Genomic DNA, 13,257 nt, shown 5'->3' with positions numbered 1-13,257 from the left:
CTTCTATCAATTTTTAGTACCTTCAGGAAACGCAGTCCAATGATGAGAACAAGACCGCTATTATTTCTTCTTTTTGCTTTTTTAATCCCTGTACTGGCCACCGCTCAAGGTGGGCAGGCAGGGGGTGATAATTCCTTATTGCCCGAAATTAATCCACAGGATATAGAAATAAGGAGTGAATTTAAGGCACGCTTTCCGGGCCTTAGAAGGCAACCTATTCTTGGATTCAATCCCAAACCCCGGGTTTTTCAAATTGATCCCAACCGCATGCCTTTTATGGAAACCCCGGAAGAAGCCGTAGCTGATATCTCCATTACGGAATTAGGCCGGCCTGAGCCTCCTTATAGAACTAAAATGAATACCCCGGAACGTATGAACGGATATGTGAGGGCGGGTTTTGGAAGCTTCCTGACCCCGGAAATAAACGGCTATGGGTTTTATGAATTAAGTGAACAAAGCCTTGTTTCCGGAAATTTAAATATGCGGGCTTCTGACGGACATCTTGATACTCAGGAAAGCGGCTTTCGCTATTTAGATGTTAATGGTACTTATGTTACAGAAGTTAAGGAAGGCTTGAAATTGAGTGTAGATGTAGGGGCCCTCAGCGACTATAATTATCTTTTTGATCTCAGCGATAATATTCAACAAAATATAGGAGAGACTTCTGATAAAGATTATACCGGATTAAGCGGTCAGTTATCCCTTCAGAAAATGAAAAACACTTTGACCGGCTGGGATTTTACAGCAGGAGGAAGTGTTTTTGCCTCCAGCCTGAATGCCGGAGCATCTAATTTTTCCGGAAACCTTGATGAGCAAGTACTCCATTCTTCTTTTTCTTATTATTGGCCCGGACAAAAAATGTACGAAACATTTAAAGTGTCCGGAAGTGTGGCAGGCGGTAATTATAACTCTTCCTTTTTTGATGCTCAAAGCTGGATAAATGCCCGGGCCTCTGTAACTTATGAACGGTTATTTAATTTCACCACTCGCGTTAAAGCAACAGGAGGAATAGAGTATATTTCTGACAGCTTTTCTAATAAAATTTATGCCGCCCCGGAAATAGAGGTCAAGCATCATTTAAACGAAAAACTTTCTGTTTCCGGAACAGCTTTTGCCAGGCCTGAACTGCAAACAATGCAAGAACATCACCAATCCAACCGCTTTCTGAACATGCAGATCCAGTTACAACATGCATATGATGTTGGCGCTTCAGGTGAGGTTAACTTCCAGCTATTTGACGGTAACAGGCTTTTCGGGGGGATAAACTACACCCACACCAATGATTATGCCTATTATACCCGTGAGGAAGTTTTACCTACAAACGATTATGGTTTTTATAATGTGAACTATGGAGATGCTAACATTTTTGAACTTTATTTTGGAGCAAGTCAGCAGTTGGTTCCCGAGAAGTTCTGGGCAGATGTCAAGCTTTATGCGCGAAGTCCCAATTTAAAAAACGGGGGAGAAATCCCTTATGAAGAAAAATTAGGAATAAAGGGGGCTGTTTCATTCAGGCCTTTAAAAGAACTTACAATTAATGGCTGGACAGAATATATTGGGAGCAGGGAATCTCCGGAAACAAATACAACATTAGATGCCTTTTTATTGCTTAATGCCGGAGCCGAATATCAGATTAATGAAACATTTGGCGTTTATGCTAAACTGTTGAATCTTATGGGTCAGGAATATGAAATTTGGAACGGATACCAAGAACGGCCACTCCAGATTTTTGGAGGGTTAACTATTAAATTTTAATTATTATGACTAAAGATTTTTTAGAAGTATTGGGAATTGTTATCAGAGACCAAATTATCATGAAAAATTCTGTGGAAATAAAAGGGTTGGGTACGTTTAAACCGGTTCACCATAATCAAAAACAAGAAAAAAGAACCGATGGCACCAACGTGATGATTCCGCCAAAAGACACCATAGAATTTACAGCTGAAAATAAGGGGTAAACTACTATGCACATAGATCATGCAAAACTTGTTGAGATACTTGTTGAAGCTTCGGGCATTGAAAAAGAAAAAGTTGAAAGCCAGCTTAGTGAATTTGTTCAGGAAATTACCGAGGCTCTGGAAGAAGGGGATGCCTATGAATTAGAAGGATTTGGGGTCTTCAGCGGAATTGGAAATAATGTGATTTTCATTCCCTCTGATGAACTTGCAACCGAAATTAATTATAAGTACGTAGGCATGGAGCCCATTGAGATGGATGAGCCTTCTGAAAAAGCCATGTCTCAGGAAGAAGCTCCCGCTCAAGATCAGGAAGCGGAGTTGGAAGAAGAGGATCCTTTTGCCGGATTGCTGGATGAGGATGAGGATGAAATCCCACAAGAAGCCCGTGCTTCTTTTGAACTTGATGTAGAAGATGATGACGATGATGTTAAGCAGGCTGAAGAGGAAAAAGAGCCTGCGGATATTGAAGACTTCGCAGATGAGGATGCTGAGGAAGCACCTTTTGATTTAGCAGACGAAGAGCTGGAAGAGGGAGCAGAAGAAATTCCCGAAAAACCCGGCCCCGAAAAATGGGGTATTGATACTTATAAAGATGACAGTGCCGAAAACATGTTTTCAGGCCTTTTGGGTGATAAAGGAGAGGGGGGACAATCTGCTGAAGATGAAAGTGAAGAAGATTTAAAACCTTTGTTTAACGATGCTGACGAATCTGATGATGACAATCTATCCTCTGAAATTGGCAAACAACTTTCTGAAGATGTAGAAGAAGAGGCCTCACTAAATGAAACATTCAACGCTGATGAAGGCACAAAAAAAACCTCTGAAGGGATAAGCGAAGATGAGAACTCCTATCCTGAAGAAGAGGAAGATTTTGATGATGATCCTTTTAAAAGCCTTGCAGAAGAATCAAACGAAGAAGAAGACCGGCGGGATGAGGCTTCTTCTAAAAAGGAAAAAGAAGCCAAAGATGAAGACATTGTTCCTGTAATTAAAAACCTCGCCTCCAAAAGTTCTAAAAAGAAAGAAAAAGAATCCAAAAAAGAAGACCCCAGACCTGTGTTTTCGAACAATAAAGCCGCCAAGAAATCCAAATCTCAACCTGTTATGCTTTGGATCATATTAATTATTTTATTGCTTGGCGGTGCAACTTATGGTTTGGGTTACTATGGTTTTATTAACATCCCCGGCGTTACCCCATATTCTCAAACTCAGATAGCCAGATCTACTACCCCGGCAACGCCCCCGCCCACAGAACCACAACAGCCTGAACAACAAACAACGCAACCTGAAGCAACGACAGAGCAACAATCTTCACAGCCTCAAACCGCTACTCCTGAACCGGAACAGGAGAATGTTGTTCCGGAGGAACAAGAAGCTCAATCTCAGGTATCACAAAATGAAGTGCCCCCAAACCAACCTACTTACGGGTTGAATGGAGTACCGGTCCCCGAGGCTAATGACGGCTACACTATTGTCATTTATTCGTTGACAAAAGAAAGTAATGCTGAGGCTGTACGAAATGAATTATCCAACGCTGGCTACCGTGTTTTGATTGCTGAAATCCCATCACGGCAATATGGAACACTTTGGCGCGTAAGCTTAGGGCAGTTTAATTCTACAAGCGATGCCGTACTTGCTGTTGAAAACATTGATGCATCTTATACAGAAAATTATTTCATAACCAAAATTCAATAAACAATAAATAAATCATCTACATGCACCCATTGCTGATATTTTTGCAGGATACTACTGCCGTTGACTCCCTGATGGCTATGCAGGAAGAAACCACCTCCTTTTTTGACTTATTAGTTGAAGGCGGTGTTTTAATGATTCCCATTTTTATACTCTTTATGATAGCAATGTATGTAATCATAGAGCGCTGGAGAGCCCTAAACCGTTCCCATGTTGACCCCGATAAATTCCTGGGTACCGTAGGAAGTATGCTGAAAGCGGGTAAAGGCGGGGCCACAAATGCCATGAGCTACTGTGATGAATTCGATAAACCCATTGCTCGCATTATTAAAGCCGGCATTAGAAGGCTCGGTCGCCCCATTCGCGATATAGAAGACGCCATAGATAACGCCGGGAAAAAGGAGATTTTCTTCCTGGAAAAGCGCATGAACTGGCTGGCTACCATTGCAGGTGTAGCTCCTTTGTTGGGCTTTACCGGAACCGTAACCGGTATGATTGAAGCCTTCATGGATATTCAATCCTTGCAAGGAAATGTGAATCCGAGCGTATTAGCCGGCGGTATTTGGGAAGCTTTAATTACTACTGCAGCCGGACTTATTGTGGGGCTAATTGCATATGGCTTTTATAACTTTCTTTTAGGAAAAATAAACCGCTCTATTTTTGAAATGGAAAATGCTTCTGCAGATTTCCTTGATTTATTACAATCACCCGCTAAAAAGGATGAAGATTAATTATGGCCAGAGATTTTAGAAAAGGAGATAAACGGCTTCCGCCATTGTCGCTGTTTTCACAGTCGTCATTGACAGATATTGTGCTGTTATTGCTTATTTTCTTTCTCCTTACATCCTCTTTTGTTTCTAATTTTGGGATACGTGTTGAGGTTCCAAAAGCAGAAAGCAGTGCTGCCACAGATTCTCAATATATTTCTGTTGCTATAACTAAAACCGGTGAGTTTTATGTAGATGGGAATTTAACTGCCCGCGGGTCATTAGCAACGGCCATAAGAAACGCTCGAAATAATAAGCCCCAGGGAACCGTTGTATTAAGAGCAGATAAAGATGCTAAAGTTGATGACGCCGTTCGCGTAATGAATGTCAGTAAAGCTCTTAATCTTAGAATTATAATGGCTACCGAACAAGGCTCGTAATAATTATGGGAAAATATAATTTCACAGAAAATGATAGGTTTGCACTAAAAGTTACTTTTGGTGTTAATCTTGTTCTGTTAATACTTTCTCTTTTATACACTTTCGATATGAATGCTAATGTTCGTCCTTCTTATATAGAAGTGGAATTCGGAGAATTTCAGACCGGACAACTGGCAGAGTATTCGGAAGTTAAAAATGAAGAAGTTGCCCAGCGCCCCAACCCCTCTGAAACTGAGCCGGATGAGCCGGTAGAAGAAGTGCCCGAACCGGACGTAACCCCACAAACTCCCACGGAAGAAGATACAAAACCGGTTGATTTAGCTGACCAGTTAGAAGAAGTAGTGGAAGAGGAAATTAATACCCCTGAAACGGATAAGATTGACCCTAATCAACAGGAAACCGAGCCCCAGAAAGAAGAGGTTGAAATTCCTCCTGTAGCCCAGGAAAATGAGACTACAACCGAGGGCGCTAAAGAAAGCGGGGATGAGGATGGAGCTGTTGGCGACGTAAATTCTGATCAGGGTATTGGTAATGATGAGGATAAAACCTCCCCTTATGATTTGCAATGGGAGGGAGAGCTTGACCGGGCGCCGATGGTACAGCCGTTGCCCGAAAACACCTCCAACTCTGAGGCTGTTATTACCGTTCGTTTTGAAGTTCGTCCGGACGGAACCGTTGGGCGCGTAATCCCCCTAAAAAAAATGAACCCTGAGCTGGAACGTGAAGTTATGAGTACGCTTCGAACCTGGCGTTTTTCTCGACTTCCAAGCGGTGCTCCTCAGCAAGTTCAATGGGGTACTATTACCTTCCGCTTTGTTTTTGACTAAACTATAATTCTTAGAAGGCAGCTGCTATGTATAAAAGACCCCTTTCTCTTTTACTCGTATTTATCACCCTGTTATTCATTGCCTCTTCTTGTAAAAACAATCCCTCCGGAAATGATAAGGGAGAATACCTTGAAATCAATAGCTGGGTCCAATCTCAAATGGAACGCTATTATTTTTGGAATGAATTGGTGCCTGAAGAAGTAGATGGCGTTCTCCCTCCTGAAGACTTTTTTGCTTCTATGCTGGAGCCCAGTGATAACTTCTCATATATCTCGGATGACGCGCAAAGCTTGTTGGCTGAATTAAATGGTTCCTCTTATACGGCAGGGTTCTCTCCGGCTTTTGGGCGTTTTTCCGGCACTGATGATGTCTTCATTGTTGTTGAGTTTGTATATCCCGGTTCACCGGCTGAAAATGCCGGAATTGAACGGGGAGATATCATCCTTGAGATCAACGGTCAAGGCCTAACCATTGACAACTATCTTGATTTATATTACGATGAGTCAGAAACAACCACCTATACCTTTGGGGAATATGATCCCGAACAAAATTCAGTTTCACTGGGAGGAAGCACAACTCTTACAAAAGCTGAATTGAGCCTCGACCCGGTTGTATATACCGATATAATTGAGGTAAACAGTCAAAAAATCGGATACCTGTTCTATGCCCGATTTTTGACCGGTGAAGAAAATCAATTTATTGAAAGTGTAGATAATGCACTTTCAGAATTTGCAAACCAGGGGATTACCGAACTGGTGGTAGATTTAAGATATAACCCCGGAGGAAGAATATCGGCTGCCAAAAATCTTGCAAACTCCATTGCTCCTTCTGCTGTTACTGCTAATGAAGAGGCTTTTATTCGGTACAATTATAATGCCGAGCTAGAGCAATATTACATAGAGCAAGAAGGGCTGGACTCTCCAAATCTGGTTTCCCGTTTTTCAGCAGATCCAACAAATCTAAACCTGGAACGAGCCTATTTTTTAACCACATCAGGTTCTGCTTCAGCCAGTGAGTTACTCATAATTGGCTTGAGGCCATATATGGATGTGATTATGATTGGCACCCCGACTTATGGAAAATTTTACGGGTCTTATGTGCTTACCGGTGAAAATGCTTCCCCACCAAATAACTATGCAATGGTGCCCGTCACCCTTAAGTATGAAAATGCGAATGGGTTTTCTGACTTCAGAGATGGACTTGCTCCCGATTATACTGTTGAAGAAGACTTGTTTCAGCCCAAAGCCATTGGGGATACTACTGATGTTCTTTTGGCTAAAGCCATACAGCTTATTACCGGCGCAGATGAGCCCGCAGCCAAAGTTCCTTCCCGGATTCCATACCAATTACTGGATGATCCAATAAAACTTAGAAAAGGAAACGTGCTTTTTGAGGATGAGAAACTTAAATAATTTTTTTCTTTCCGGCTAAGATAAAGGGGGGTTTCATACTTACATGAAAGGAAGATTAATCTTTTCCTTCCCCGGATTTATCTTCCGATGTTTTTGAATCTTCGGAGCCGTGTTTTACCTCTTTATTTTCCTCATTTAATCCAGATCGCACATGTAAATCTCGTTGCGGAAACGGTATTTCAATCTCGTATTCTTTGAATTTCCGGACGATCGCCTGATTTAGTTTATTTTGTACTTCGTAGCGTTTTTTCACATCCGGAACCCACACAAATAGCTTCATCTCCCAGGCAGAATCCCCAAAACTTCTGAGCTGTACATCGTGTTTTATGTTTTTTAAAACATCATCACTTTCATCAGCCACCTCATTGAGTGCTTTTAGCACGTTATCAAGATCAGAAGAGTAGGAAACCCCGACATCAATACTAAGCCGGTAAGTAGGATCTCCATGAGAAAAGTTGATTACATCTTTAGAAACAAATTCAGAATTGGGCACAATGATGGAGATATTATCCAGGGTTTTTACTTTTGTAGAACGGATGTTAATCTCCTCAATATCTCCTTCGATATTACTTACTGAAACCCGGTCGCCCACGCTGATGGGGCGTTCAAAGAGCACGATTAAGCCCGAAATAAAATTGGAAGTCACATTCTGTAGTCCAAAACCAATCCCCACGGACAAGAATCCGAAAATTACCGCCAGCCCGGTCATATTTATTCCCAAAAACTGAAAGGATATAAAAATCCCGATCACTACTATTATGTATTGAGACATCCTCGAAAGGGTATACCTGAGTCCGCTGTCGTTTACAAAGCGAGGTAATATCCGGTTGTTAAGCATGCGCTTCACAAAAGAAGCCATCATCGAGAAACCAATAATGAGCAGTACAAAAATAACCAGCTTCAAAAAGGTAACCGGGTTATTCTGAATGCTGAACAACTGCACCTGTAAAAGGTCCCAAATATATTCAAAGGTTTCTGCCCATGAATAATTGCTGGGATTTGGTATTTGAAATGCAGAATCCGCAGAAACGATTGAATCTACACTGTCAGGAGCCAGGGTATCTGCCGGATTTGATACGGGGAATTGAATCATAATGCCAAATGTAATGGATTTACTTAAAAAATCATGATGATTTTATCTCAAATAATAAAAAGAGGAGGACTGTAAGCCATCCTCTTAATATATCTTATCAGGAAGCATCATCCCAACGAGTTAAATACCACCAAGCAGTATTTCACATTTAATCCTTTAGACTTACCGTCGGCGCTTTCCAGATTTCATCATTATAGTCATTGATGGTACGGTCACTGGAGAATTTCCCTATATTGGCGGTGTTTAAAATAGCCTTTCTATTCCACTCATCTTGGTTTTTAAACAACTCCGAGACTTCTTTCTGTTTTTCAACATAGGCTTTGTAATCGGCCAACACCATAAAGTAATCCCCTTCATGTAAAAGAGCATTGATAATCGGTTCGAATAGCTTTTTATCCCCATTACTGAAAAACCCGTCCCGAATTTGATCCAATGCCTGCTTTAATTCATCATTGGCATTATAAAAATCCCAAGGGTTATAGCCTTCCCTGCGCATTCGTTCCACATCCTGCTCTTCCAGCCCAAAAATGAAAATATTTTCGTCTCCAACTTCTTCTTTTATTTCAACATTGGCGCCATCCAGTGTGCCGATGGTAAGCGCGCCATTCAGGGCAAACTTCATATTTCCTGTTCCGGATGCTTCCATTCCCGCCGTAGAAATTTGCTCCGAGAGATTTGCTGCAGGGATTAAGCTTTCAGCCATTGTTACGCTGTAATTTTGCAAGAATACGCACTTCAGTTTCTCGTTTACTTCCGGGTCATTGTTTACCACTTCCCCGATACTGTTGATCAGTTTTATATGAAGCTTAGCCATTGTGTAGCCCGGGGCCGCTTTACCTGCAAAAATAACCGTTCGGGGAGCTATATCCAGATCCGGATTTTCTTTCAGGCGATTATACAGGGTAATTACATGCAGTGCCGCCATCAGCTGACGTTTGTATTCGTGAATACGCTTAATTTGAATATCAAACATAGAGTTTGGGTCTATATCTACATTATTATTTTCTTTGATGTATTCCGCCAATCGTTTCTTATTCTCAATCTTTATCTCTGCAAATTTTTTACGGAACTTCTTGTCATCCGCCAATTTGTTCAGGCCTTTAAGCTCATCTAAATCCGTTACCCATGAATCTCCAATTTTTTCCGAAATCAAATCCGACAGGCTGGGGTTACACTGTTTCAGCCATCGGCGAGGAGTAATTCCGTTTGTTTTATTGGTGAATTTATCCGGATACATTTCGTCAAAATCGCGAAACATAGAGTCTTTTAATAGCTGCGAGTGCATCGCCGCCACTCCATTTACTTTACGGGCACCTACAATTCCCAGGTGCGCCATATGTACAACGGGGTGTTCTCCTTCGCTTACAATACTCATCCGGCTTTGGAGGTTTTTATCACCGCCGAGCTTCACTTTTACTTCATCAAGGAAGCGCCGGTTAATTTCATAAATGATATTGAGATGGCGCGGAAGCAAGTTTCTTACCAGGGAAACGGGCCATTTTTCCAATGCCTCCGGAAGCAAGGTATGATTAGTATATGCCATGGTGTTTACGGTTATATCCCAGGCCTTATCCCAATCCATATGTTCCTCGTCCAGCAGGTAGCGCATAAGTTCGGGAATAGCCAGATTCGGGTGGGTATCGTTACACTGGATGGCAACCTTTTCCGGAAACTTGGTAAAATCAGAAGACTGCTTTTTGAACCGCCGGATAATATCCTGCATAGATGCCGATACAAGGAAATATTCCTGTTTTAATCTCAGTTCCTGCCCCACAAAAACCTTGTCGTTTGGATATAATACGCGTGATATATTTTGCTCCAGCTGGTTGTCCCGAACAGCATCAATGTATTGGCCCTGATTGAAGCTTTTCAGGTCAATAGACGCTGATGATTCTGCTTTCCATAGCCGGAGGTAATTAACAATACCGTTATCATAGCCGGGAATTGGGGTGTCGTATGCAACGGCTTTAACTCGCTGAGTATTTTCCCAATTGTAATGTGTATTCCCATTGCTTAATTCTGCCATTCCCTGATTTCCATAAAACTCTACCGGGTACTGTACTTTGGGGCGAATGGTATCCCATGGGTTCCCATATTTCAACCACAAATCGGGCCGTTCCACCTGAAACCCCTCCTGGATCTTTTGATAGAAAATTCCATAATCGTAGCGGATACCATGGCCAATAGCAGGGATTCCCAAAGTAGCCATAGAGTCTAAAAAGCAGGCCGCAAGCCTGCCAAGCCCCCCGTTTCCAAGCCCGGCATCCCACTCTTGATCGCGAATATCTTCATATGAAAGGTCCAGGTCCTCAAGAGCTTCAGCAACAAGATCCCGAACGTTCAGGTTTACCAGCATATTATCCAACAGCCGCCCAATCAGATATTCCATCGAAAGGTAATACACCCGCTTGGCATTGGTTTTATAGTAATGCTGTTGGGTTTTGAGGAGCCGGTCGTTGAGGCGATCCATTATAGTTAGCGCCACACTCTGATATTTATCCCAGCTGGTAGTGGAATATTCATCTTTAGCCAAAGTATGCCGCAGATGCAGTTTAATATCTTCGCGAAGTGAATCTTTATCCATTCCGGAGCGGATGTTCACTCCATTTGTTTTATCTTTACTCATAATGTTTTTCTGATCTAAATAGTCTTTAAAGTGATGAAGTGAGGAGTGATAAAGTAGACTTTGGTTAGTGTTGATTCATCTGCTTACAGCGATGTATCTGTTAAACGGATACCAAAACACTTTTAGAGATACTTAATCACTCCTCACTTCATCACTCATCCTTTAAATAAATTCCTAAATCCGGTTTAAATTTTGGTCTTGTCAGGTTGGCCGGAAATCCAAGCTTATGAAACGACTCGTAGGCATTAATTGCAACAAAATCCTGCTTAAAAACACCAAAAACACTGGAACCGCTTCCACTCATGCTGGCGTATTCAGCCCCAAACTCGTAGAATTGATCTTTCAAGTTTCCCACCAAATGATGTCTGGGAAATACCGCTTTCTCCAAGTCATTTTCTAACAGATATCTCCACTCTTCCGGCTCTTCTTCCATCAATAAATTTCTGAGTGAGAATTCCGGCTCGGGTTTCGGTTCACACATTTGGTAAGCTTCAGCCGTGCTGCTCTCAATATTTGGAAATACGGATACAATCCACGCATCAGGCTGAAGATCAAGCTCCTCTATTTCATCACCTAAACCTGTTGCAAACCCCGGCGTCCCTTTGATGAAAAAGGGGACATCAGCACCCAGCTTTCTTCCCAGGTTTAATAAATCCTGTTGCGACAGACCAAGGTTGGCAACTTTATTCATCATGCGAAGGGTGGTTGCCGCATTACTGCTTCCTCCTCCCAAGCCTGCCCCGGCAGGGATATTCTTCTCTACTTTGATATTATACTCATCTTTAAGCCCAGCCTCTTGCTGCAGCAACTTTATAGCCTTTACAATTAGATTAGAGTCGTCTACAGGAATTTTAGGGTCTGACATTTCCAGGTGCATACGCCCCGGCTTTACTTCAAAACGGTCGCTCCATTCAATAAAACAAAAACCTGTCTCAATAGCGTGATAACCCTTTTCAAGCTTTTCGAGTACATTCAGCCCGAGGTTAATTTTAGCGTACGAATTTGATATCCAGAGATTAGCCATTGTTTAAAAAATCATCTTTATGAGTCATCATATATTCATAAGCCGCATCATGTTCATTTGGAATCTCCCCATTTAGAATTGCCTCTTTTACGGCATCTTTAATCAGCCCAACCGTTTTTGAGGGTTCAATATTGAGAGCCTCCATTATTTCTTCTCCTGAAAGCGGGTTCTTCCACTTCCGAATGCGGTCTTTTTCTTCTACTTCTTTGATCCGTTGTTCAACATAGTCAAAGTTTTTCTGATAACGCTCTTGTTTGTATTCATTTTTTGTGGTGATGTCTGCACGGCAAAGCTTCATTAAATCATCAATATCGTCTCCAGCTTCATAAATCAATCGGCGGATGGCGCTGTCCGAAACTTCATCAGAGACTAATGCAATGGGCCGGAGGTGCAGCCGTACTAATTTTCTCACATACCTCATGCGCTCGTCCAGGGGAAGGCCTAAGCGGCGAAATATTCGTTTAGTCCATTTAGCCCCGAGCGCATCGTGGCCGTGAAAAGTCCAGCCTATTCCTTCCTGAAAACGTTTGGTGGGGGGCTTGGCAATATCATGCATAATGGCTGCCCAGCGGAGCCACAAATCGGCACCGAGTTCAATTACATTATCCAATACTTTCAATGTATGCCAGAAATTATCCTTGTGTCGCACTCCCTTTACTTCTTTAACTCCCTGAAGATTGTGCATTTCCGGGAAAAACTCCTTGAGTAAACCGGTTTTGAAAAGCATAGTGAAACCCAAAGAAGGGTTGGCGCTCATTATAATTTTATTCAGCTCATCTATAATGCGCTCTTTGGAAATTATGCTAATCCGGGGCGACATTTCCGTAATCGCTTCAAACGTTTTTTCTTCAATACGAAAGTCGAGCTGAGAGGCAAACCGGATGGCCCGCATCATCCTCAATGGGTCGTCATCAAAAGTCCGGTGCGGGTCGATTGGCGTCTTTACCAGTTTGTTCTCCAAATCTTCCATTCCCCCAAAAGGATCCTTCAGCGTTCCGTAATCTTCTTTATTAAGGGACCAGGAAAGTGCATTTATGGTGAGATCACGACGAAGCTGATCGTCTTCCAGCGTTCCGTCTTCCACAATAGGCTTTCGCGAATTTTTACGATAACTTTCTTTCCGGGCACCGACAAATTCCAATTCCAGCTCTCCTGATTTAACCTGAGCGGTTCCGAACTGTTTGTAAACCGCCAGTGAGGAGCCGTTTATTCTGCCCGAAACTTTTTTTGCGAGCTCAATTCCCGACCCCACTGTAACAAAGTCGATGTCCATCTCTCCTTCTTTCAATCGGTTCAGGTAGTAATCGCGAACGTAGCCGCCCACAACGTAGACCGGGCAGTCCAGTTTCTGCGCAGCTTCGCTGATCGTTTCAAATATTTTTTGATGTAAAGGCGGTATGTTTTTCATGTGTTTCAAAGCATCGCAAAGATAGGAATGTTAACGATTGCTTTCAGAGGATTACTGAGATATTTTCACT

Annotated in this window: 11 protein-coding genes; 7 read left to right on the top strand and 4 right to left on the bottom strand. The window is 42.3% G+C overall.

The genetic code is table 11. The features are described 5' to 3' along the window. Positions 1–39 precede the first annotated feature (39 nt). The 7 genes from HUJ22_RS11630 to HUJ22_RS11600 are packed head-to-tail and all read left to right on the top strand — an operon-like array spanning position 40 to position 7,036. The gene (locus tag HUJ22_RS11630) at positions 40–1,755 is read left to right on the top strand and encodes a hypothetical protein (RefSeq protein WP_290877659.1); all 1,716 of its coding nucleotides are present in this window, start codon (positions 40–42) and stop codon (positions 1,753–1,755) included. A 5-nt stretch (positions 1,756–1,760) separates the two neighbouring features. Beyond that, positions 1,761–1,958: an HU family DNA-binding protein gene (locus tag HUJ22_RS11625; protein WP_290877657.1), complete on the top strand. Its 198-nt coding sequence runs from the start codon at positions 1,761–1,763 to the stop codon at positions 1,956–1,958. A gap of 6 nt (positions 1,959–1,964) precedes the next feature. Further along, positions 1,965–3,653: an SPOR domain-containing protein gene (locus HUJ22_RS11620; protein ID WP_290877655.1), complete on the top strand. Its 1,689-nt coding sequence runs from the start codon at positions 1,965–1,967 to the stop codon at positions 3,651–3,653. A gap of 20 nt (positions 3,654–3,673) precedes the next feature. Continuing rightward, positions 3,674–4,381, top strand: a complete 708-nt coding sequence (locus tag HUJ22_RS11615; protein ID WP_290877652.1) for a MotA/TolQ/ExbB proton channel family protein — start codon at positions 3,674–3,676, stop codon at positions 4,379–4,381. 2 nt (positions 4,382–4,383) lie between these two features. Next, positions 4,384–4,797, top strand: coding sequence for a biopolymer transporter ExbD (locus tag HUJ22_RS11610; RefSeq protein WP_290877649.1), 414 nt, complete (start codon positions 4,384–4,386; stop codon positions 4,795–4,797). A gap of 5 nt (positions 4,798–4,802) precedes the next feature. After that, positions 4,803–5,624 (top strand): energy transducer TonB, encoded by an 822-nt coding sequence (locus HUJ22_RS11605; RefSeq protein ID WP_290877646.1) that lies wholly within the window; start codon positions 4,803–4,805, stop codon positions 5,622–5,624. Between the two features lie 26 nt (positions 5,625–5,650). Further along, positions 5,651–7,036, top strand: a complete 1,386-nt coding sequence (locus tag HUJ22_RS11600) for a S41 family peptidase (protein WP_290877644.1) — start codon at positions 5,651–5,653, stop codon at positions 7,034–7,036. A 55-nt stretch (positions 7,037–7,091) separates the two neighbouring features. On the opposite strand, the gene HUJ22_RS11595 is transcribed toward HUJ22_RS11600, so the two are convergent. From HUJ22_RS11595 to HUJ22_RS11580, 4 genes are all read right to left on the bottom strand, one after another. Further along, the gene (locus HUJ22_RS11595) at positions 7,092–8,129 is read right to left on the bottom strand and encodes a mechanosensitive ion channel domain-containing protein (protein ID WP_290877642.1); all 1,038 of its coding nucleotides are present in this window, start codon (positions 8,127–8,129) and stop codon (positions 7,092–7,094) included. A gap of 148 nt (positions 8,130–8,277) precedes the next feature. Beyond that, positions 8,278–10,755, bottom strand: a complete 2,478-nt coding sequence (locus tag HUJ22_RS11590) for a glycogen/starch/alpha-glucan phosphorylase (RefSeq protein ID WP_290877639.1) — start codon at positions 10,753–10,755, stop codon at positions 8,278–8,280. A 151-nt stretch (positions 10,756–10,906) separates the two neighbouring features. Continuing rightward, a complete protein-coding gene (ispE, locus tag HUJ22_RS11585; RefSeq protein ID WP_290877636.1) occupies positions 10,907–11,779 on the bottom strand; it encodes a 4-(cytidine 5'-diphospho)-2-C-methyl-D-erythritol kinase in 873 nt (290 codons plus the stop codon). Further along, complete coding sequence (locus HUJ22_RS11580) at positions 11,772–13,187, bottom strand: HD domain-containing protein (protein WP_290877633.1); 1,416 nt, start codon at positions 13,185–13,187, stop codon at positions 11,772–11,774. The genes ispE and HUJ22_RS11580 overlap by 8 nt, the downstream gene beginning before the upstream one ends. Between the last annotated feature and the right edge of the window lie 70 nt (positions 13,188–13,257).

Source organism: Gracilimonas sp., assembly GCF_014762685.1.
In the GTDB taxonomy this organism is placed as follows: domain Bacteria; phylum Bacteroidota; class Rhodothermia; order Balneolales; family Balneolaceae; genus Gracilimonas.
Note: the sequence above shows the minus strand (reverse complement) of the source record. Positions and strands in the feature narration are given on the sequence as shown.

Coding starts and splice junctions, on each gene's coding strand:
- HUJ22_RS11630 (WP_290877659.1), top strand. CDS start 40: ATGATGAGAACAAGACCGCTATTATTTCTTCTTTTTGCTTTTTTAATC.
- HUJ22_RS11625 (WP_290877657.1), top strand. CDS start 1,761: ATGACTAAAGATTTTTTAGAAGTATTGGGAATTGTTATCAGAGACCAA.
- HUJ22_RS11620 (WP_290877655.1), top strand. CDS start 1,965: ATGCACATAGATCATGCAAAACTTGTTGAGATACTTGTTGAAGCTTCG.
- HUJ22_RS11615 (WP_290877652.1), top strand. CDS start 3,674: ATGCACCCATTGCTGATATTTTTGCAGGATACTACTGCCGTTGACTCC.
- HUJ22_RS11610 (WP_290877649.1), top strand. CDS start 4,384: ATGGCCAGAGATTTTAGAAAAGGAGATAAACGGCTTCCGCCATTGTCG.
- HUJ22_RS11605 (WP_290877646.1), top strand. CDS start 4,803: ATGGGAAAATATAATTTCACAGAAAATGATAGGTTTGCACTAAAAGTT.
- HUJ22_RS11600 (WP_290877644.1), top strand. CDS start 5,651: ATGTATAAAAGACCCCTTTCTCTTTTACTCGTATTTATCACCCTGTTA.
- HUJ22_RS11595 (WP_290877642.1), bottom strand. CDS start 8,129: ATGATTCAATTCCCCGTATCAAATCCGGCAGATACCCTGGCTCCTGAC.
- HUJ22_RS11590 (WP_290877639.1), bottom strand. CDS start 10,755: ATGAGTAAAGATAAAACAAATGGAGTGAACATCCGCTCCGGAATGGAT.
- ispE (WP_290877636.1), bottom strand. CDS start 11,779: ATGGCTAATCTCTGGATATCAAATTCGTACGCTAAAATTAACCTCGGG.
- HUJ22_RS11580 (WP_290877633.1), bottom strand. CDS start 13,187: ATGAAAAACATACCGCCTTTACATCAAAAAATATTTGAAACGATCAGC.